We start from the raw sequence: 20,420 nt of genomic DNA on the forward strand, positions 1-20,420 counted from the left end.
ACGCCTCCACCTCCTTGCGACGAAGCCGCTTGCGCAGCACCGGCTGCTCGGCCGCGTCCACCCCGTGCAGTTGAAAGATATGCTTCGACGTATCCATTCCGATGCGGATACTCTGGCTCACGGACGGCCCCCTCGTTTGAGATCTTCACCGACCTCATTCTGGCACAGCGATGCCGTAGGGGGCCGTCCACACCATCACGCCCTGTCCGTCGTGAGCCACAGACTCCGGGGTTATGGGTTCCGGGCTCGCGGACCTGTCGGTCCGCGCTCCGGAACGACGGGCTCGGCACATGCGGCGAGTCTTCGCTCCTCGTCGGAGTGGCGACCGCACACCCCAAAAAAATGCGCGGGCCGGAGCCCGCGCAAGAGAGTCGTCCAGGTCGAAACGTATCAGGCCGATATGGCCCGGCGCGAGACGCGCCCGGATCACTCGGCCGCGATGGCGCTGTACGGCTTGCGCGGGAGCTCGAGGCGGTCCCACACGTCGATCAGGGCCTCGGTGAGCGCCTGCATCAGGGCGTCGTCGTGATAGGGCGACGGGGTGATGCGCAGCCGCTCGGTGCCGACCGGAACGGTCGGGTAGTTGATCGGCTGGATGTAGATGCCGTGCTCCTCGAGCAGGATGTCGGTCGCCTGCTTGCACTTCTCGGCGTCGCAGACCATCACGGGCACGATGTGGGTGTCGGTCGGCATCACCGGCAGGCCGGCGGCCGAGAGGTCGGCCTTCAGCTTGGCGGCGCGCTCCTGCTGGCGCTCGCGCTCCCAGCTCGACTCCTTGAGGTGCTTGATCGCGGCCGTCGCGGCGGCGCAGATGCCGGGCGGCAGCGCGGTGGTGAAGATGAAGCCCGGGGCGAAGGAGCGCACCGCATCGACCAGCTCCTTGGTGCCGGTGATGTAGCCGCCGAGGCAGCCGAAGGCCTTGGCGAGCGTCGCCTCGATCACGTCGATGCGCGCCATCTCGCCCTGCTGCTCGGCCTGGCCGCCGCCGCGGGCACCGTACATGCCGACCGCGTGGACCTCGTCGATATAGGTCATCGCGTTGTACTTCTCGGCGAGGTCGCAGATCTTGCCGATCGGCGAGACGTCGCCGTCCATCGAGTACAGGCCCTCGAAGACGATCAGCTTGGCCCGCTCCTTGCCGGCCTTCTTGAGCAGATCCTCGAGATGCTCGACGTCGTTGTGGCGCCACACCGCCTTGTCGGTGCCGGCGTTGCGCACGCCGGTGATCATCGAGTTGTGGTTCAGTGCGTCCGACAGGATCAGGCAGTTCGGCAGCAGCTTGGCGATCGTCGAGATGCCGGCGTCGTTGGAGACGTAGCCGGACGTGAAGACGAGGCCGGCCTCCTTCCCGTGCAGGTCCGCGAGCTCCTGCTCGAGCAGGACCAGGGGATGGTTGGTGCCGGCGATGTTGCGGGTGCCGCCCGCGCCGGTGCCCATGCGGGTCGCCGTCTCGACCAGGGCGCCGACCACCTTCGGGTGCTGGCCCATGCCGAGGTAATCGTTCGAGCACCACACGACGACGTCGCGCGGACCTTCGGGCGTGTGATGGATGGCGTGCGGGTAGCGGCCGGCCAACCGCTCGAGATGGGCGAACACCCGGTAACGACGCTCCTCGTGCAGGCGGTTCAGAGCGTCGGCAAAATAAGTGTTGTATCCCATTAGCTTAAACTCCCCGATCACGGTCGGAAGGCCGCAAGAGTAACATGTGGTGCGTAGAGTTGACAACGGCCGCTGTCACGCTGCCTTGACGATTGTCAATGGACGGACCGGGAACAGGCATGGTTTCAGCTCCCTTGGGGGCAGGGCGGGGGTGGCCCGGTCGAGTGCCGGGATGGCCGACTGTCGCCGGGCCGGTTTGGAATTGTCCTAGACGGAGATCAATCATCTTGAAAGTCCGTGTGACTCCGCGACGACGCGCACCGTGACGCAGGCACGCGCCGTGGCTGCAACGACGGTTGCCGCTTGTGGCGGCGACGCGCCCGGACTATGGGTGTGGCCTGCCGGCAGAGCGGTGTCGCGCGGGGCCCTGGATTTTGCTCAAGTCGTTGCAAACATGACGTCATTCGTCTCGGATCTGGTCGAGCGGGCGCGCCTCGCGGCGCGCGCTCTGGCCGATTACGGCGAGAATCTCGTCCGCCCCACGGTGCGGATCGGGGTCACCGGCCTGTCGCGGGCCGGCAAGACCGTGTTCATCACGGCTTTGGTCCACGGGCTCGCCCGCGGCGGCCGCTTCCCGGTGTTCACGCCGCTGGCCGACGACGCGGTGCTGCGCGCGTATCTGGCGCCGCAGCCCGACGACGCGGTGCCGCGTTTCGAGTACGAGAGCCATGTCCGGGCCCTGATCACGGATCGGGTCTGGCCGGAATCGACGCGACAGATCAGCGAGTTGCGGATCGTCATCGAGTATCGGGGAAAGGACGGCCAGACCAAGACCCTCACGCTCGACATCGTCGACTATCCGGGCGAGTGGCTCTTGGACCTGCCGCTGCTCGACAAGACCTACGAGCAGTGGGCCAAGGAGAGCCTGGCGCTGTCGCGCACCGGGCCGCGCGCCATGCTGGCCGCCTCCTGGCACGCCTTCAACGCCGCGCTCGATCCCGACGCGCCGGCCGACGAGCAGTCGGCCATCACGGCCTCGCAGCTGTTCACCGATTATTTACGCAGCTGCCGCGACGAGCGCTGGGCGCTGAGCCTGCTGCCGCCCGGGCGGTTCCTGTTGCCCGGCGATCTCGCCGGCTCGCCGGCCCTCACCTTCGCGCCGCTCGCGCTGCCGGCGGAAGCCGGGCCGCACGAGGGCTCGCTTTGGGCGATGATGAAGCGGCGCTACGACGCCTACAAGGACATCGTCGTAAAGCCGTTCTTCCGCGACCATTTCGCGCGGCTCGACCGGCAGATCGTCCTGGTCGACGTGCTCGCCGCCCTGAATGCCGGGCCGGCGGCGGTGCGCGACCTCGAATTCGCCCTCGCGTCGATCCTCGACTGCTTCCAGGTCGGCCGCCGGACCTTCCTCAACAGCCTGATCAGCCCGCGGGTCGACAAGGTGCTGTTCGGCGCCACCAAGGCCGACCATCTCAACCAGGTGAGCCACGACCGGCTGGAGGCGATTCTCCACCGGATGATCGAACGCGCCGCCAGCCGTGCCCTCTATGCCGGGGCCGAGACCGACGTGGTGGCGCTCGCCGCCGTGCGGGCGACCCGCGAGGCGCGGGTGCGCTCCAACGGCGACGAACTGCCGGCGATCGTCGGCGTGCCGCAGGCGGGCGAGCGCGCCGCCGGCCACCTGTTCGATGGCGAGCGTGAGATCGCGCTGTTCCCGGGCGATCTGCCGTCCGACCCCGAGCGGGTGTTCGACCTCGGCCGCACCGGATACCAGGGCCTCACGGCGGGCTCGCACGACGACGCGGAATTCCGGTTCCTTCGCTTTCGGCCGCCGCGGATCGAGCGTACCGTGGACGGACTGCCGACTCTGCCCCATATCCGCCTGGACCGCGTGCTGCAGTTTCTCATCGGAGATCGATTTCAATGAGCAGCCCCGCCGAATCCCGCCGTCCCGCCGCGTTCAGTGTCGACGACCCCAACGTGCTGATCGGGCCGGCCCCGGCCAGCGAGCCGCCGCGCCGGGCGATGGCGCGCGAGCCGCTGCGCGAGGCGCCGCGGCGTCCGGTCGCGGTGGCGAGCGTCGTGGTGCCGCCGGCCGCCGAGACGCCGGCCACGGTTCCGGCCGCCGCGGTCGCGGCCGCCGCCACCACGGTGGTGGGCGAGCAGGATCAGCCGCGCGGCACTGTTGCGGGTCGCCAGGTGCCGTGGGGTCTCCTGTTCTGGAGCTCGGCCGGTGGCCTCGTGGTGCTCGGCATGGCCCTCTCGGTGATCGACCTCGTCACCGATCTCTACGGCCGCTCCGGCTGGCTCGGGACGCTCGGCCTGGTGCTGGCGGCGGTCGCCGCCGTCGCCTTCGTGGTGGTGGCCGGGCGCGAGGCCTCCGGCCTCCTGCGCCTCAAGGCGATCGATCAGGTGCGTGACCGCGCCACGGCGGCGGTCGAGACCGACGACCGCGCCACCGGTCAGGCGGCCGTCACCGAGCTGCTCGCCGTCACCCGCGGCATGCCGGCGCTGGCGAGCGCCCGCATGCGGGTGCAGTTCCACCTCAACGAGATCATCGACGGCCGCGACGTCGTCCATCTCGCCGAGCGCGAGCTTTTGGCCGGGCTCGACGAGGAGGCCTCGCGGCTCGTCACCAATGCGGCCAAGCGCGTCTCGGTCGTCACCGCGGTGAGCCCGCGCGCCGCCATCGACATGCTGTTCGTGCTGGTGACGGCGCTCGGCTTGGTGCGCAAGCTGGCGCTGCTCTACGGCGGCCGCCCGGGCGCGCTCGGCATGGTGCGGCTGATGCGGCACGTCGTCACCCATCTCGCCCTCACCGGCGGGCTGTCGGTCGGCGACGGCGTCGTCCAGCAGATGATCGGCCAGGGCCTCGCCGCCAAGGTCTCGGCGAAGCTCGGCGAAGGCGTGCTCAACGGCCTGCTGACCGCCCGGCTCGGTCTCGCCGCGATCGACGTGACGCGGCCGCTGCCGTTCTCGGCGCTCAAGCGCCCGACGCTGCAAGACCTCGCCGGCGGCCTGCTGAAGGGCCCCGAGAAGGGGGACGCAGTTCCCGCCGGCGCCATGCCGCGCGCCGCGACGGCGGACTGATCCACATCCTCTGCGCAGACGAGCGGCTCGGCCACGCGGCCGGGCCGCTGTTTCATGCGACGCCCCGGCGACGAGCGGCATTGCGGAACCTTTGTTGACGCGCCGCGTTAGTGCATCACGTTTTGCCGCGCCGTTCCGCTCTTTCCCTTCCCCTCCGTTCGGCGCGCTCGGCTCGTGGAGTCCTGATCGATGGTGAGCGCCCGGCGCGGGACGCTACGTCTGCTCCGTGCCCTCATGCTCGGCGCTGTCGTGGTTCCGGCCGCCCTGTTCGCCTATGTGGCGTGGGTCTCGTGGGGATCCATCGTCCAGCTCACCGACGACCGTCTGGTCCGCTCGCTCGACGTGCTGCACGAGCAGGCGTTGAAAGTGCTCACCACCGGCAATCTGGTGCTCGACGAGATCGTCGAGTCGGTCGAGAACGCGACCCCCGATCAGATCACGGCGCGAGAGGGCGAGCTGCATCGTCGGCTCAAGCGCGTCGCCGACCTCTTGCCGCAGGTGCAGTCCATCTGGGTGATCGACCGCGACGGCTACGCGCTCGCCAACAGCTACTTCGTTCCGGCGCCGCGCGGCGCATCGCTCGCCGACCGCGACTTCTTCCGCGCCCAGATCGACCGCGACGTCGGCACCTATGTGAGCAGCGTGTACACGCCGCGGCTGATCGAGGGGCCGTCCTTCTTCAGCATGAGCCGCCGCCTGAACGGCCCGAACGGATCGTTCCAGGGCGTCGCCAGCGTGTCGATGCTGCCGGGCGACTTCGAGAAGTTCTATCGCGAGATCGCCCGCAGCCCGGGCGAGGTCTTCGCTCTCATGCGCGAGGACGGCGCCTTTCTGGCGCGCTGGCCGGCCGGTCCGCTGGCGGACACGAAGCTGCCGGCGGCGAGCCGCTTCTTCGGCGAGATCGCCCGTGCGCCGCAGCGCGGCCTCTACTCCGGCGTCTCCCGCATCGACGGCGTCGAGCGTCGCGTCGGCTATCGCCGCATCGAGGGCTTTCCGGTCTACGTCGTCGCCTCGGTCGAGGCCGCGTCGATCCGGGCCGAGTGGCTCGCCGGGCTGCGCGGCCATCTGGTGTTCGGCCTACCGGCGACGCTGCTGCTCCTGTGGGTGCTGTGGGTCGCGCATCAGCGCACCGCCTCGCTCTACGCCGAGGCGATGCGGCGCGAGGCCGCCGAGACGGCGCTGCGCCAAGCGCAACGGCTGGAGGCGGTCGGCCGGCTGACCGGCGGCGTCGCCCACGACTTCAACAATCTCCTGATGGTGATCTCCGGCAGCGCCGACCGGCTGCGCCGCCTCGTCGACGGCGAGAAGGAGAGCCGGCTGGTCGAGATGATCACGACCGCGGCGAAGCGCGGCGAGACGCTGACCCGCCAGCTCCTGTCGTTCTCGCGCCAGCAGGCGGTCAGCCCGCAAAGCATCGACCTCGCGCAGCGCATGCCCGAGCTTTCGGAGCTGATCCGCCGCTCGCTCGCCGACGACGTCGAGGTGGTGATCGACGTTCCGGGCCGCGTCTGCCCGGTCAAGGTCGACCCGAGCGAGTTCGAGGTCGCGGTCCTGAACATCTGCGTCAACGCGCGCGACGCCATGCCGAAGGGCGGCCGTCTCGTCGTGCGGGTGCGCGACGCGGTGCTCGACGAGGAGGGCGAGAACGGGCTCGCCGGCGCCTTCGTGTCGCTGTCCTTCATCGACACCGGGACGGGCATTCCGGAGGAGCTGCTGCCGCGCGTCTTCGAGCCGTTCTTCACCACCAAGGAAACGGCCAAGGGCACCGGGCTCGGGCTGAGCCAGGTCTACGGCTTCGCCCGCCAGGCCGGTGGCGACGTGCGCATCACGAGCCGGGTCGGAGAGGGAACCAGGGTGACGTTGTGGCTGCCCTGGGTGGCTTTCGAGCCGGCCGCCGTGGCGGAGGCGCCGCCGGAGCCCGCGACGCGCTCGGCCGAGCGCCGGACCGTGTTGGTGGTCGAGGACAACCGCTCGGTCGCCGACGTGTGCGGCGCCTACCTGGAGCAGCTCGGCTACGACGTCAGGGTCGCGGCCTCGCCGCGCGACGCGCTCGCGACGCTGCGCGGCGCCGACGAGCCGAACGGGGCGGGGCGCGCCGATGATTCGCGCGAGGCGCGTCGCGTCAGTGATTCAGGCGAGGCGCGTCGCGCCAGTGATTCAGGCGAGGCGCGTCGCGCCCATGGCGTCGACCTGGTGCTCTCCGACATCCTGATGCCGGGCGGCATGAGCGGCGTCGATCTGACGCGCGAGCTGCGGGCGCTCGACCCCGGACTGCCCGTGGTGCTGATGACCGGCTTCAGCGACCGCGCCGGCGAGGTGGCGCGCGACGGCTTCCCGGTGCTGCGCAAGCCCTTCGACATCGGCCAGCTCGAGCGCGAGCTCGCCGCCGCGCTGGCCCGTCCCGACGGCTCCGCCGCGGCGTGAGGTCTTTCCGAAACTGCTGATCAGGTCGAGGGGGCGGCGCGCGCGGCGCGCCGCCGTGGCGCAACGACTCGTCGCCTAATGCAATCCGCCGGTGACGTGCAGCGTCTCGCCGGTGACGTAGGAGGCGCTGTCGGAGGCCAGGAAGGCGACCGCGGCGGCGATCTCGGCGGCCTCGCCGACGCGGCCGAGCGGGGTGATCGCCTCGACCTGCCGGCGCAGCTCACCGGCGTCGAAGCCGGCGGCCTTGACGCCTTCGGTCACGACCATGCCGGGATTGACGGCGTTGACCCGGATCTTGCGCGGCGCCAGCTCCTTGGCCAGCACGTCGGTGATGAGGTCGACCGCCGCCTTGGTGGCGCCGTACACGGCGGTATTCGGAAAGGCCAAAGTCGACGCGCCCGACGAGATGTTGACGATGCTGCCGCCGTCGTTGAAATGTCGCGCCGCCGCCTGCGTCACCATCAGCAGGCCGAGCACGTTGAGATCGAACTGACGGTGGAAATGCTCCGGCGTGATCGCCTCGAGCGGCAGCATCTCGTAGACGCCGGCGTTGTTGACCAGCACGTCGATCCGGCCGAGCGCCTCGACCGTCCGGTCGACGACCGCCTTGGCCGCCTGCGGATCGGCGAGATCGCCGCCGATCGCGACCGCCTTGCCGCCGGCGGCCGTGATCTTGTCGACCACCGCATCGGCGCCCGCCCGGCTGGACGCGTAGTTGACGGCGACCGCGGCGCCCTGGGATGCCAGCTCGAGCGCGATCGCGGCGCCGATGCCCTTCGATGCGCCGGTCACCAGCGCCACCTTGCCTTGCAGAGTCTTGGTCACGATCGTCGTTCCTCGTCCAGTTTCGTCCGATTGATCCGTATGTCGGAAGTTCGGAAATATGGAAGTATTGAACGAGGTCAAGAGGGCAACTATATCTTTTTCGATGGTGCAGTTCGTTCACCCCGCGCGCGACGACATCACGCTGGCCGGCATCCTGGCCGCGCTCGCCGACCCGATGCGTCTGCGCATCGTCAAGGCGCTGCTGGAGGAAGGCGATCGTCTGTCCTGCACGGCGGCGGCGCCGTGCCCGGAGATCCCGAAGTCGACGCTGTCGAACCATTTCCGCGTGTTGCGCGAGGCCGGCCTGATTCACACCGCCAAGAAGGGCGTCGCGCACTACAACACCGTGCGCGAAGCCGACCTCAACGCGCGGTTTCCGGGGCTCCTGAAGGCGATTCTGAAGCACGCGGCGGAGTAGCGGCGAGTCGCTCATCCTCCCCGATCCGCGAAGCGCCCGATAGGACGCATCACCCCCGCTTGCGCTCGTCCGGGCCGGTGGCGACGGGGCGCGAGGGCTCCTCGGTCCATTCCGACATCGAGCCGTCGTAGAGCGACACGTCGGGCCAGCCGAGAATCTCGGACAGCACGAACCACGGGGTCGCCGCCTGGTGGCCGGTGTTGCAATAGGTGACGACGGGCGCCTTGGGCACCGACGCGACCAGCGCCGCGAGCGCCGCCTCGTCCTTCAGCCGGCCCGTCGCGGCATCCCATAACGTCGTGTGGTCGAGCAGGAAGGCGCCGGGCAGCCGCCCGGGGACGCGCGCCTGCGGGCTCTGCGAGCGGCCCTCGAAGAACGACACGGCGCGGGTGTCGAGCAGCACGGCGTCGTCGCTGGCGAGCGCCCGCACGACGCGCGGGATCTCGGCCCGCGGACCGGAGGCGATCGCGACCGGGTAGGGCGGCGCCTGCGGCCGCACGCTCGGGCCGCCGACCACCGGGCGCGCCGGATCGGCCGTCCACGCCGCCATGCCGCCGTCGAGGATCGTGATCCGCGCGTGGCCGGCCATGCGCAGCGTCCAGAACACCCGCGCGGCCGCGGCGAAGTCGCCCGCCGAGGTGCCGGCCGCGATCACCACGGCCGTCTGCTCGGGCGTCAGGCCGATGCCGCCGAGGAGCGCGGCGAGCGCCTCGGGCTCGGGCAGCAGGCCGGTCGCCATGCCGCGCGTCGCACGCCAGCCGTCCTCGACGTAATCGGAATGAACGGCGCCCGGGATGTGCGCCGTCAGGTAGGCGCCGCGGCCGCCGCCGTCGACCACCGAGCGGATGTCGATCAGCCGCAGCGCCGGATCGCCGCGTTTTTCGGCGAGCCAGTCGGCGGAGACGAGCGGCGGCACGGTGTCGGTGGCGGGCTTTTCGGCTTCGGGCATGGGGCACTCCTGGGCGGGAGGGCGTTATAGCACCGCGCGCGGCGCTGTCCCTATCGCCCCGGGCCGATGCATCGCTCCTCATGGTGAGGAGCACTCCTGGCGCATGCGCCAGGAGTGCGTCTCGAACCATGAGGTCGCCGGCATCGTGCCCGCCCTCGCCCTTCGAGACGCGGCCTTCGGCTGCTCCTCAGGGTGAGGGCGGAGACAATCACGCGCCGTCCGTCCTGATCACACCGAGAAGTCGCCCGTCCGCGGGGTCGCGCGCTGGCGCGGGATGCGCACGCCGCGGCGCTGCATGTCCTTGAGGATCACGTACATCTGCGCCGCCGTCAGGGCGTCGTTGAAGGCGTCGTGCTGGGGCAGCATCGCCAGGTCGAGGTCCTCGGCGATCTTGGCGTAGCGCAGATCGATCTCGGTGCCGGGGGGGGCCTTGCCGTACTTGCGCTCGTAGTAGAGCTCGGAGACGTCGATCTGGCGGTTCGGCAGGTTGATGTTGAGCATGCCGAACAGGTACTTGTTGATCATCCGCACGTCGAACGACACCCAGTAGCCGACCAGCGGCCGGCTGCCGATGAAGCGCAGGAACTCCGGCATCACCTCGCGCATCGTCCGGCCCTGCTTCACGTCGGTCTCGCGCAGCTGGTGCACCTTGATGGCCGACACCTCCATGGCGGCGCCGGGCCGGATCAGCGCCCGGAACGTCTCGCTGGTCAGGATCGTGTTGCCGCGGATTTTTATGGCCGCGATGCTGATCACGTCGTCGGCCAGGATGTCGAAGCCCGACGTCTCGCAGTCGAACGACACCACCTCGCCGGTCTCGTCCTGGTCGAACAGGAACGCGTAGGCGTTGTCGGCGAGCAGCATGCGGTCGAACAGCGCGCGGCTGCGGCGGAGGATCTCGGAGCGCATCAGAACACGCTCAGATGGTAGCGGTTGCGGACGATCTCGCGGAAGCGCTTGACCACGCGGAGCGCGTCGCGCAGCAGGTCGCGGTCGCGCGTCGTCAGCTCGCCGAGCTTGACGATCGATTCGCGCTCGCGTTTCCCGGTCGCCATGGCGGCGAGCTGCGAGCGCAGCCGGATCTCCATGAAGTAGGACAGCGCGCTGGTCAGCTCGCGGCCGAAGTCGGCGCCGAACAGGCCGGCCTCGGCCAGCGCCGCGATGCGATCCGCCGTCGACACCTCGCGGATGCCCTGGTCGATGGCGAGCGTGCGCACCCCGTGAACGATCGGGAAGGTGCCGGACTTCTTGACGTCGATCTCGTCCGAGCCGACGCCGACCGAGGCCATGAACGAGGTCAGCATGCCGGCGCTCGCCCCGGCGAACAGGTCGATGGCGCGGGCGAAGCGGGCCAGATACGCGGTCTCGCCCCGCATCAGGTCGACCATGGTCGACTTGGCGCGATCGAGCAGGTCGTGGTGGCCCGTGACCGAGACGGCGTCGAAGAAGATGCCGAGATTCATCGGCCCGTCCTCGGCCGGCGAGCGCACCCAGCCCTCGAGCTGGAAGAGGAAGTCGTCGATCGGCTGCGACCAGCGCGGGTTCTTCACCATCACGTCGCCCGGACAGGGCGGGAAGCCGAAGCTCTCCAGCGCGCCCGAGAAGGCGGTGCGGAACGCGGCGAGGTCGGCCTCGGGCACCGGCTTCGCCAGCAGGATGCCGTTGTCCTGGTCGGTGCGCACCGTCTGCTCGCCGCGCCCCTCCGAGCCCATCACCAGGAGGCAGCCGTTCTCGCGGATCGAGGGCGGCGCCACCATCTCGAACAGCTTGGCGAACAGGCGACGGTTGAGGTCGGACGTGATCTCGGCGATCACCTCGACCCGGGCGCCCTGGCGGTTGAGCCGCTCGACCTGGCTCTGGATGTCGAGCGCGCAGGCCTTGAGGTCGGCCGGCACCTTGGCCTGGTCGATCTGGCCCGGGATGAGCTGCGGATTGCCGGCGACGAGGCCGAGAATGTCGATGTCCTCGAGCACGCCGATATAGTCGCCGCCGGAGCGGATCGCGAGGCGGCGCTTGTTGTGGCGCGTCATCGCGATGACGGCGGCGAAGATGAAGTCGTCGGCGTCGATCGACACGACGTCGAAGTGGCACACCTCGCGCACCGGCGCGTCGAGCGACTTGCGGTCGACCACGAAGGCCTTGGCGAGATTGGCGCCGGTGACGATGCCGGTGCGCGCGCCGTCGCGCACGAACAGCGTGTTGTTGTTGCGCTCCTGCATGAGCTGGCCGGCGTCGTGCAGCCGGGTCGACCCGTCGACGAAGATTGCCGCGTGGTAGCGCACCTCGCGCACATGGGCGCGTAGCGCCGAGTCGACGCCGGTGCGGTCGCGCCGGTCGTAGGACCGCAGCTTTCGCGAGATCTCGGAGTAGAAGAAGGCGGCGAAGCCGGGGTTGCGGGAGATCAGATCCTGCACCACCGCCTTCGGCAGCAGGTAGCAGAGCGTCTCCTCGGCGGCCACGAAGGTGGTGCCGGCCGGGCCGTGCACCAGCGAGCGGGCGTCGAACGTGTCCTTCGGCCCGAGGCTCGACTCGACCGTGTCGCCGTCGCGCTCCTCGACCCGGCCCTTGATGACGACGTGCAGGTGCTCGGAACGCTGGCCGGACGGGATGACGGTCGCACCCGGCGCGAAATAGCCGATGTCGATCGCGGCGCGCAGCGTGCCGATCTCGTCGTGGCTCAGCCGGTCGAAGGGGGGATTCTGGGCGTCGAAGGCTTGCGGCATGCGGCATACCAATTCCGGGTGATCAGCTCGCCGTCATTCCGGGGCGCGGCGGAGCCGCGAACCCGGAATCCAGCGATACCCTCCGAAGCCTCGGCTGGATTCCGGGTTCGGTGCTTCGCGCCGCCCCGGAATGACCGCCGACTTGATCAGACGAATGTCGTATTACCCGGAACAGCGCTCACCCGGACCCGAGCGGCCGACCGGCACTGTGCGGGCCGGCCGCCCGGAGGGTCGATCATCCGGTCGCCGCCCGGCCTCGTTTCGGAGACCGGGCGATCGATCGGATGGTGGTCAGTGGGCGACCGCCTTGTGCGAGCCGATGCCGGTCTCGGAGCGGACGTACTGGTGCTCGAAGCCGGCCTTGTCGATGGCACCGCGCTTGGAGCCGTCCAGCTTGGAGAACAGCCAGATGCCGGCGAACGCGATGGTCATCGAGAACAGCGCCGGGTTGTCGTAGGGGAACGGCGCCGAGGTGAAGCCGAAGGTCTTCACCCACACGGCCGGGCTCAGCACGACCAGCGACACCGAGCTGATCAGGCCGAGCAGGCCGCCGATCAGCACGCCCCGGGTGGTGGTGCCGCCCCACAGGATCGACATCAGCAGGACCGGGAAGTTGCAGCTCGCCGCCACCGCGAAGGCGAGGCCGACCATGAAGGCGACGTTCTGGTTCTCGAAGATGTAGCCGAGGATGATGGCGACGATGCCGATCACCACGGCCGTGATCTTCGACACCTGGACCTCGCGATCCTCGGAGACCCGACCCTTGGCGATCACCGAGGCGTAGAGGTCGTGGCTGACCGCCGAGGCGCCGGCGAGCGTGAGGCCGGCCACCACGGCCAGGATGGTGGCGAAGGCGACGGCCGAGATGAAGCCGAGGAAGAGCGAGCCGCCGACCGCGTTGGAGAGATGGATCGCCGCCATGTTGGTCCCGCCCAGGAGGGCCGTGACCTTGTTGTAGGCGCCGTCCGCCCCGACCTTGTAGAAGCTCGGGTCGTTCATCAGGAACGTGATGGCGCCGAAGCCGATGATGAAGGTCAGGATGTAGAAGTAGCCGATGAAGCCGGTCGCGTAGAACACCGACTTGCGGGCCGCCTTGGCGTCCGACACGGTGAAGAAGCGCATCAGGATGTGGGGCAGGCCGGCGGTGCCGAACATCAGCGCGAGGCCGAGCGACAGCGCCGAGACCGGATCCGACACGAGATTGCCCGGGGCCATGATGGAGGCGCCCTTGGGATGCGTCTGGACCGCCTTCTGGAACAGGGCCTCGGGCGAGAAGCCGAACGTGATCAGCACCATCAGGGCCATGAAGGTGGCGCCGCCGAGCAGCAGGCAGGCCTTGATGATCTGCACCCAGGTGGTGGCCACCATGCCGCCGAAGGCGACGTAGATGATCATCAGGGCGCCGACCGAGATGACGGCGTAGAGATAGGGCAGGCCGAACAGCAGCTCGATCAGCTTGCCGGCGCCGACCATCTGGGCGATCAGGTAGAAGGCCACCACGGTGAGGGTGCCGATCGCCGACAGGCTGCGGATCCGGGTCTGCTCCAGGCGGAACGACACCACGTCGGCGAACGTGTACTTGCCGAGGTTGCGCAGTCGTTCGGCGATCAGGAACAGGATCACGGGCCAGCCGACCAGCCAGCCGACCGAGTAGATCAGGCCGTCGAAGCCGGACGCGAAGACGAGGCCGGAAATCCCGAGAAACGAGGCGGCCGACATGTAGTCGCCGGCGATGGCGAGCCCGTTCTGGCCGGCCGTGATGCCGCCGCCGGCGGCGTAGAAGTCGGCGGCCGAGCGAGTGCGCCGCGCCGCCCAGTAGGTGATCCCGAGCGTCGCCGCCACGAAGGCGAAGAACATCAGGATGGCGGCGAGGTTGAGGCTCTGCTTGCCGCCGCCCTCGATCGGGCCGGCGGCCTCGGCGACGCCGGCGAGCGCCGCGAGCGCGAGGCCGGCCATGACGGCGGTGGTACGGAGCGCGCGCATCACTTCTGCCTCCCGACGATGTTGGTCGTGATGTCGTCGAACTCGGAGTTCGCGCGACGCACGTAGATGCCGGTCAGGAGGAACGCCGAGACGATGACACCGAGGCCGATCGGGATGCCGACCGTGGTGACGCCGGTGCCGAGCTTGACGGCGAGCACGCCGGGCGCGAAGGCGATGACGAAGATGAAGCCGAAATAGATGACCAGCATCGCCACGGTCAGCGTCCACGCGAAGCGCGAGCGCTTCGAGACGAGCTCCTGGAACTGCGGGTCTGATTTGATCGTGTCGTACGACGGCGTACTCACGGCGTCCCCCTTGGTTAGAGCCTCCCGCTCCGATATCGGCCGACTGTTTGCTCGGCTCTGATGATTGCGCGGCACGTTAGTCGGCGCGACCACACGGCGCAATCCGACCAAAGACGCAACTCGCCCGTCCCGCCATCCGAAGAATCACGTGTTTCGGCGGCGTCCGGCGACACGATCGCGTGCGCGGTGCGAGGTGGCGGCGGCGACGGTGGTCCGGACCGGCCGGGGCGCAAGCCCGGGCCGGTGCGACGGCGGCGGGCCGGGTCGCGCACGGCCGGCGCAAGCGGCTGACCCGTCGACCTTTCCTCGCGGCCGGCCGGGCTGCGGCGGTTTGGCGCGACCCGGCGCGGTCCGGTTCTCCTGGACGGCGGGCCGGCGGGTTCCTAGATCTCCGAGCACCGATCCGGGCCCCTCTGGCGGCGCCTTCGCCGCGATGTCGGATCTTTCACCTGCCGCTTCTGTCGACTTTGGTCGAACAGGAGCGACATCTGGAGGATTGCGATGGAGCTCGTGTCCGGACTCGATTTTCTCTTTGCGACGTTTCTCGGCAAGCCGGCCTGGGCCTGGCTCTTGTTTCTCGGCATCGTGACGACGCTCCTGGTGCTCGACCTCGGCGTCCTGCACCGCAAGGCGCGCGCCATCGGGGCGGGCGAGAGCCTCGCGCTGTCGGCCGCCTACATCGCCGTCGCGCTCGTCTTCGGCGCCTGGGTGTGGTCCGACATGGGCCGCGAGGCGGGCGTCGCCTGGCTCACCGGCTTCTTCGTCGAGAAGACGCTGGCGCTCGACAATGTCTTCGTCATCTCGCTGATCTTCGCGACGCTCGCGGTGCCGCCGCACCTTCAGCACCGGGTGCTGTTCTACGGCATCCTCGGCGTCGTCGTGCTGCGCGCCGTGATGATCGGGCTCGGCGCCGCGATCGTGTCGTCGTTCTCCTGGGTGCTGTTCCTGTTCGGCGCGCTCCTGATCGCCACCGGCATCAAGATGCTGGTGGTCGCCGAGAATCCGGCCGCCTGGGTCGACAACCCGATGATGCGGTGGATGAATCGCCATCTGCGCGTCACCCGTGAGGTTCACGGCGAGGCGTTCTTCGTGCGCCGTCCCGGCGTCGCGGGTGGTCCGGCCGTCACATGGGTCACGCCGCTGTTCGTCGCGCTCGTGCTGATCGAGTTCGCCGACCTCGTCTTCGCGGTCGACAGCGTCCCGGCGATCTTCGCGATCACCACCGATCCCTACATCGTCTACACGTCCAACATCTTCGCCGTCCTCGGCCTGCGCGCCCTCTACTTCGCGCTCGCCGCCACGGTGCATCGCTTCCGCTATCTGAAATATGCGCTGTCGCTGGTGCTGGTGTTCATCGGCGCGAAGATCTTCTGGAACCAGATCGTCGGCAAGGTCGATCCCCTGGTGTCGCTCGGCGTCACCCTCTCGCTCCTCGCCGGCGGCGTGATCGTCTCGCTGTGGAAGACGCGGGCGGAGACGCGCACCGCCTCGACCCCGGCCTCCTCGACCTGACCGGCCCGAACCGCAACCCCGAAGCCCTCGACCCTGGAGATCCGCATGTTCGACGTGAACAAGATCCTCACCGCCGTACTGGCCGGCGACGGCGCCGGCGCGCCGCCCCCGGCGACGAGCCGTGACACCGGTTTCCTCACCCGCGGCCGCGGTCTGCCACCGGCGGTGGGCGGTCAGGGGGCCGGCGGCGGCCTGCCGTTCGATCTCGGCAGCCTCGCCGGCCGCCTCGGCGGCCTCGCCGGCGGCAGCCCCCTCGGCGGCGGTGGCGGCGGCGGCCTCGGCGATCTGCTCGGCCGCAACGCCGGGATGCTCGGCGCCGGCGGTCTCGCGGGCGGCCTCGCCGGCATCCTGCTGAACTCGAAGCACGCCCGAAAGTATGCCGGCACGGCCTTGAAGGTCGGCGCCGCCGCGGTGCTGGGCGGTCTCGCCTACAAGGCGTATCAGGACTACCGGGCGGGGCGCCCGGTGGTGCCGCAGGGCGTTGCCGACACGCTCGGCCAGATGCTCGGCGGCCAGCAGGGCGGCGCGACGGCGGAGAGCGGCCCGGCCGGCGCGCCGGCGCCCGGCAGCGAGGCCGCGGCGGCCCGCACCACGCTCCTCCTCTTGCGCGCCATGATCGGCGCCGCGCTCGCCGACGGCCGGATCGACTAGGCCGAGCGCACCATGCTGATCGCGCGGATCGAGGCGAGCCCGCTCGGCGTGGAGGAGCGCCAGGTGCTGGAGGGCCTCGTCGCGCGGCCCGACACCCCGGCCTCGCTCGCCGCCGATGCGGCGACCCCGGAGGAGCGCGCCGAGGTCTATCTCGCCGCCTATGTGGCGATCGACGCCGACACGCCGGCCGAGCGCGCCTGGCTCGACGATCTCGCGGCGCGCCTGCAGCTCGATCCCCGGCTGCGCCAGAATCTCGAGACGGCCGGCGACGCCGCCGCGGCGGCGTGAGCGCAGCGTTGCTCTAGCCGTCGCTTCGCGGGCCGCTCCGGGGCGGCGGCCCTCTCCGCCGTCGTCGCCGGGCTCGACCCCGTAGGCGCAAAGTTTAAGGCCGAAGCTTCTCCGCCGTCATGCTCCGCAAAGGCGGAGCATCCAGTACGCCGCAGGGTTTCGACTGAAACAACGAATGCTTATGGATACTGGGCCGTCCGCCTGCGCGGACGGCGACCACCGAAAGGCAGTGCCTTCACGTCTAACTCAGCGCCTATGGAGGTCGACCCGGCGACCCATCCCGCTGCGAGTGGACGCTTTTCGATGACGGTGATGGATGCGCGGGTCGAGCCCGCGCATGATGCTCTCATGCGTGGAACGCGATGTGTGCATCCCGCAGCTTCCTGTCGCCCCGGAACGACGGGCACCGCCGGTGACCTACTCGGCCGGCAGGCCGGCGCGGGAGTGGTTCGAATAGGTCGCCCAGGTCGGCGCGTAGCCGTCGTCGGCCTGGTTGCCCCAGGTCGCCCAGCCGGGCCGCGTGCCGCGGGCGAACAGCTCGAGGTAGGGCCCCGGCGAGCACGCCTCGATCAGGGCGTACTGCTCGTCGGGTTTTCGCGAGTGCTCGCGCTTGCGGGTGGCGATGAAGTTCACCTGCCGACGTCCGGCCGCGCGCGTGCGGGCGTTCCGGCCCCGCACGCCGAACAGGATCAGCTCGGTGACGTTGCGGAAGTAGAAGCCGACGCCGCGCCCGTCCGGGCCGCCGTCCTTCCTCACCTTGTGCCAGACGATGTTGGACTTGTAGCTGAAGCCCCAGGCCCGCATCACGGCGAGCCCCTCGGGCAGCAGCGCGTTCGGCACCCACAGATAGAGATGCGCCGGCTCCGCGGTGAGCGCCGCCACCGGGAGCGCCTCGATCTCGGGAAGCGTCATGGTGCCGTAGCGCGACAGCCGCCGATGCTCCGGCGCCATCTTTCCGGTGCGGTTGACGAACTGCCAGGGCGGGTCGGCGAGAATGGTGGCGAAGCTTCGGCCGCCCGCGAAAACCTCGAGATCGACGGCGGCTGGATGATCGGCGGCCATGATGCGGTCCGGCGGTGCGACTCGCGCCGCGTCCGGCGCGATTCCGCATCTATAGCGCGACCGGGCGCGCTGCCGCCAGAACGGCGGCCGCTCACGCCGGCGGCGTCGCCCGCGGCGCGGGAGGCGGCGCGTCGGGTGTCGTGACCCGGGCGGCGAACGACTGGATCAGGTCGATCGGCACCGGGAACACGATGGTCGAGTTCTTCTCGCCGGCGATGTCCTGGAGCGTCGAGAGGAAGCGCAGCTGCATCGACTGCGGCGTGCGGGCCAGCATCTCGCCCGCCTGCACGAGCTTCTCGGCGGCCTGCTGCTCGGCCTCGGCGCCGATGATGCGGGCGCGGCGATAGCGCTCCGCCTCGGCCTGGCGGGCGATGGCGCGGATCATGCTCTCGTCGATGTCGACGTGCTTGATCTCGACATTGGCGACCTTGATGCCCCAGGCGTCGGTCTGGCTGTCGAGAATGGTCTGGATGTCGCGGTTGAGCTTGTCGCGCTCAGCCAGCATCTCGTCGAGCTCGTGCTTGCCGAGCACCGAGCGCAGCGTCGTCTGCGCGAGCTGGCTGGTCGCATTCATGAAGTTCTCGACCTGGATCACCGCCTTGTCGGCGTCGACCACGCGGAAATACACGACCGCGTTGACCTTCACCGAGACGTTGTCGCGCGAGATCACGTCCTGGGTCGGCACGTCGAGCACGAGCGTGCGCAGATCGACCCGCACCATCTGCTGAACGAGCGGCACGAGCAGGATCAGGCCCGGCCCCTTCACGCCGGAATAGCGCCCGAGCGTGAACACGACGGCGCGCTCGTACTCGCGCATGATCCGCACCGCCGCGAGGACGAGGCCGATCACGAGGACGGCGATCACGAGATAGGGGAGAATGCTGGCGAGGGCGTTCATGGGCGGTCCTTCGGGCGAGCGGGTGGATCGGGTGTCGCGGGATGACGTGCGGGTGCGGGAGCAGGCGCGGGCTCGACCCGCAGCACGAGGCCGTGGCGGCCGACGACCCGGACGGCGCGGCCGGGCGGGTCCGATCCGGGCGCATCCTCACCCGGCCTGTCCGCCCCGGGCGGCAGCGGGGCGTCGCTCCGCGCCTGCCAGATCTCGCCGGCGATGCGGATCGTGCCGGCCCGGCCGCTCCAGGTGACCACGCGGCCCTCGCTGCCGATCAGCGCCGGATCGCCGGTGGCGACGCGGTGCCTCCAGGCGCGGCGGACGACGATGCCGGACACGACGAGATAGGCGAGGAGAACGATCGCGACCCCGATCGCGGTGGTCTCCGACAGGCCGGCCGACAGGGCTCTCCCGTCGGTCAGGATCAGGAGCCCGGTCGCCAGCACGACGAGGCCGCCGAAACCCAGAAGCCCGAACGTCGGAAGCGCCGCCTCGGCGGCGATCAGGGCTGCCCCGAGGAAAACCAGACCGAGCCCGGTCCACCAGCCGAACAGCCACGCCGTGGTCGTCGGATCGATGGACGGGGCGGGAGCGGTCGCGGCCGGCGCGGCCACGAGAACGACGAACGGGGCGGACAGAATCACCGCGAGCAGAAACATCGAGCGAGCCGGCATCGTGTCTCCGTCACGATTCGGAGGAGGGGGACGCCGTGTGTCGCGCCGCGTCGGCTTTCTCGCCGCTACCCGGGGCAACGATCGGCCGCCATCGCCGTTCCGGCGGGGCCGTCCGCGCCACCTCGCTGCGCCCCGATGACACCCGCGGCCGCAGCGGGTAAACAGTGGGCGAAGGCCCATCGTCGCAAAGGAGGGCGTCGATGTCGGAAGGGCCAATGTCGCCGGAGACGCTGCTGCCGCTGTTCCGCACCGCGGCGCTGTTCTGGCTCGTCCTGTTCGGGCTCGCCTTCGCCAACGGTGCGTTGCGTGAGCTGGTGCTCGCCCGGCTGCTCGGTCCGGAAGCGCTTCCGGTCTCGGGGATCACCGGTATCGTGCTGATGGCGGTCGCGATCGCGCTGTTCGTGCGGCGGGTGCGGCCCGGCTTCGGCGCCGCCTTCGCGATCGGCGCGATGTGGCTCGTCCTCACGCTCGCCGCCGAGGCCGTGCTGGTGGTCGCGAGCGGCAAGCCGCTCCGGGTCGTGGTCGACACCTTCTCGGCCGCCGCGGTGGCGGAGGGTGACCTGTTCGCGCCGCTGGTGGTGTTCGTCGCCCTGTCGCCGCCGCTGTTCGCGCTGCTCCGGCGCCCGCTTCATTGAGCCGCCGCGCGGCGCCCGGGTGCGCTGCGCAACGGGGTTGCGAGCGGCCGGCGCAAATCCGCCGCGATCGGGCGTCACTCGCCGGCGAAAAGTCGCTATCATCGAATCGAAATCGTATCCGAGTATCGAGGCTCGCCATGATCGATCATAAGTACCGCTTGCAGCTGCGCGCCGGGTCCGCCGTCGCCGGACTCCTGGCCGCGAGTCTCGTCGCTCTGGCCGGGCCGGCACACGCCCAGCTGTTCGATCGCTGGCCGGCACCTGCCCAGCAGATGGAGCAGCGCACCCCGGAGGCGACCGATCCGCCGGCCGCCGAGGCGCCGGCGCAGCCGGCCAAGCCCAAGCCGGTGCGCAAGCCGAAGCCCGCCCCGACGGCGCAAGGCGCCGATC

General features: G+C 70.0%; 16 protein-coding genes and 3 pseudogenes. 8 read left to right on the forward strand and 11 right to left on the reverse strand.

All coding sequences use genetic code 11. The features are described 5' to 3' along the window. Positions 1-121, reverse strand: a pseudogene (locus tag CCR97_RS32305) (IS110 family transposase); the annotation flags it as partial. Positions 122-426: 305 nt separating this feature from the next. Next, positions 427-1,659 carry a 5-aminolevulinate synthase gene (hemA, locus tag CCR97_RS14905; protein ID WP_111360025.1) on the reverse strand — a complete coding sequence of 411 codons (1,233 nt, stop codon included), beginning with the start codon at positions 1,657-1,659 and terminating at the stop codon, positions 427-429. A 394-nt stretch (positions 1,660-2,053) separates the two neighbouring features. On the opposite strand from hemA, the gene CCR97_RS14910 reads away from it, so the two are divergent. The 3 genes from CCR97_RS14910 to CCR97_RS14920 all read left to right on the forward strand — a co-directional run bounded on the left by CCR97_RS14910 (position 2,054) and on the right by CCR97_RS14920 (position 7,113). Beyond that, positions 2,054-3,526 (forward strand): YcjX family GTP-binding protein, encoded by a 1,473-nt coding sequence (locus CCR97_RS14910; protein ID WP_111360024.1) that lies wholly within the window; start codon positions 2,054-2,056, stop codon positions 3,524-3,526. Beyond that, the gene (locus tag CCR97_RS14915) at positions 3,523-4,689 is read left to right on the forward strand and encodes a YcjF family protein (protein WP_201159608.1); all 1,167 of its coding nucleotides are present in this window, start codon (positions 3,523-3,525) and stop codon (positions 4,687-4,689) included. Before CCR97_RS14910 ends, CCR97_RS14915 begins: the two co-directional genes overlap by 4 nt. 234 nt (positions 4,690-4,923) lie before the next feature. Then, a complete protein-coding gene (locus CCR97_RS14920; protein WP_201159609.1) occupies positions 4,924-7,113 on the forward strand; it encodes a hybrid sensor histidine kinase/response regulator in 2,190 nt (729 codons plus the stop codon). Between the two features lie 75 nt (positions 7,114-7,188). Here CCR97_RS14920 and CCR97_RS14925 read toward each other — a convergent pair whose 3' ends face one another. Continuing rightward, positions 7,189-7,938 (reverse strand): SDR family NAD(P)-dependent oxidoreductase, encoded by a 750-nt coding sequence (locus tag CCR97_RS14925; RefSeq protein WP_111359508.1) that lies wholly within the window; start codon positions 7,936-7,938, stop codon positions 7,189-7,191. 103 nt (positions 7,939-8,041) lie between these two features. On the opposite strand from CCR97_RS14925, the gene CCR97_RS14930 reads away from it, so the two are divergent. Beyond that, complete coding sequence (locus tag CCR97_RS14930; RefSeq protein WP_111359509.1) at positions 8,042-8,356, forward strand: ArsR/SmtB family transcription factor; 315 nt, start codon at positions 8,042-8,044, stop codon at positions 8,354-8,356. A 49-nt stretch (positions 8,357-8,405) separates the two neighbouring features. Here the strand turns inward: CCR97_RS14930 and CCR97_RS14935 are convergent, their stop codons facing one another. From CCR97_RS14935 to CCR97_RS14955, 5 genes are all read right to left on the reverse strand, one after another. Next, on the reverse strand, positions 8,406-9,305 hold the full coding sequence (locus CCR97_RS14935) for a sulfurtransferase (protein WP_111359510.1): 900 nt from the start codon (positions 9,303-9,305) through the stop codon (positions 8,406-8,408). 228 nt (positions 9,306-9,533) lie between these two features. Beyond that, the gene (locus tag CCR97_RS14940; protein ID WP_111359511.1) at positions 9,534-10,214 is read right to left on the reverse strand and encodes a 3'-5' exonuclease; all 681 of its coding nucleotides are present in this window, start codon (positions 10,212-10,214) and stop codon (positions 9,534-9,536) included. Further along, positions 10,214-12,028 (reverse strand): DUF294 nucleotidyltransferase-like domain-containing protein, encoded by a 1,815-nt coding sequence (locus CCR97_RS14945; protein ID WP_111359512.1) that lies wholly within the window; start codon positions 12,026-12,028, stop codon positions 10,214-10,216. The genes CCR97_RS14940 and CCR97_RS14945 overlap by 1 nt, the downstream gene beginning before the upstream one ends. A gap of 291 nt (positions 12,029-12,319) precedes the next feature. Beyond that, entirely contained in the window at positions 12,320-14,011 is a 1,692-nt protein-coding gene (locus CCR97_RS14950) for a cation acetate symporter (RefSeq protein ID WP_111360470.1), read from the reverse strand. After that, a complete protein-coding gene (locus CCR97_RS14955; protein ID WP_111360469.1) occupies positions 14,011-14,316 on the reverse strand; it encodes a DUF485 domain-containing protein in 306 nt (101 codons plus the stop codon). Before CCR97_RS14955 ends, CCR97_RS14950 begins: the two co-directional genes overlap by 1 nt. Positions 14,317-14,817: 501 nt before the next feature. Between CCR97_RS14955 and CCR97_RS14960 the strand changes: the two genes are divergently transcribed. Both CCR97_RS14960 and CCR97_RS31725 read left to right on the forward strand, forming a co-directional pair. Beyond that, positions 14,818-15,828 carry a TerC family protein gene (locus tag CCR97_RS14960; RefSeq protein WP_111360686.1) on the forward strand — a complete coding sequence of 337 codons (1,011 nt, stop codon included), beginning with the start codon at positions 14,818-14,820 and terminating at the stop codon, positions 15,826-15,828. Positions 15,829-16,134: 306 nt separating this feature from the next. Next, positions 16,135-16,767 (forward strand): annotated as a pseudogene (locus CCR97_RS31725) (tellurite resistance TerB family protein). Positions 16,768-17,184: 417 nt separating this feature from the next. Here the strand turns inward: CCR97_RS31725 and CCR97_RS14975 are convergent. From CCR97_RS14975 to CCR97_RS14985, 3 genes are all read right to left on the reverse strand, one after another. Further along, on the reverse strand, positions 17,185-17,829 hold the full coding sequence (locus CCR97_RS14975; protein WP_111359784.1) for an MT-A70 family methyltransferase: 645 nt from the start codon (positions 17,827-17,829) through the stop codon (positions 17,185-17,187). A gap of 91 nt (positions 17,830-17,920) precedes the next feature. Further along, positions 17,921-18,727, reverse strand: coding sequence for a slipin family protein (locus CCR97_RS14980; protein WP_111359785.1), 807 nt, complete (start codon positions 18,725-18,727; stop codon positions 17,921-17,923). Then, positions 18,724-19,395 carry an NfeD family protein gene (locus CCR97_RS14985; RefSeq protein ID WP_170146040.1) on the reverse strand — a complete coding sequence of 224 codons (672 nt, stop codon included), beginning with the start codon at positions 19,393-19,395 and terminating at the stop codon, positions 18,724-18,726. The genes CCR97_RS14980 and CCR97_RS14985 overlap by 4 nt, the downstream gene beginning before the upstream one ends. Before the next feature lie 200 nt (positions 19,396-19,595). On the opposite strand from CCR97_RS14985, the gene CCR97_RS14990 reads away from it, so the two are divergent. Continuing rightward, a complete protein-coding gene (locus CCR97_RS14990) occupies positions 19,596-20,030 on the forward strand; it encodes a hypothetical protein (protein WP_146618911.1) in 435 nt (144 codons plus the stop codon). Between the two features lie 137 nt (positions 20,031-20,167). Then, positions 20,168-20,420, forward strand: a pseudogene (locus CCR97_RS14995) (hypothetical protein); the annotation flags it as partial.

Source organism: Rhodoplanes elegans (assembly GCF_016653355.1).
Classification (GTDB): domain Bacteria; phylum Pseudomonadota; class Alphaproteobacteria; order Rhizobiales; family Xanthobacteraceae; genus Rhodoplanes; species Rhodoplanes elegans.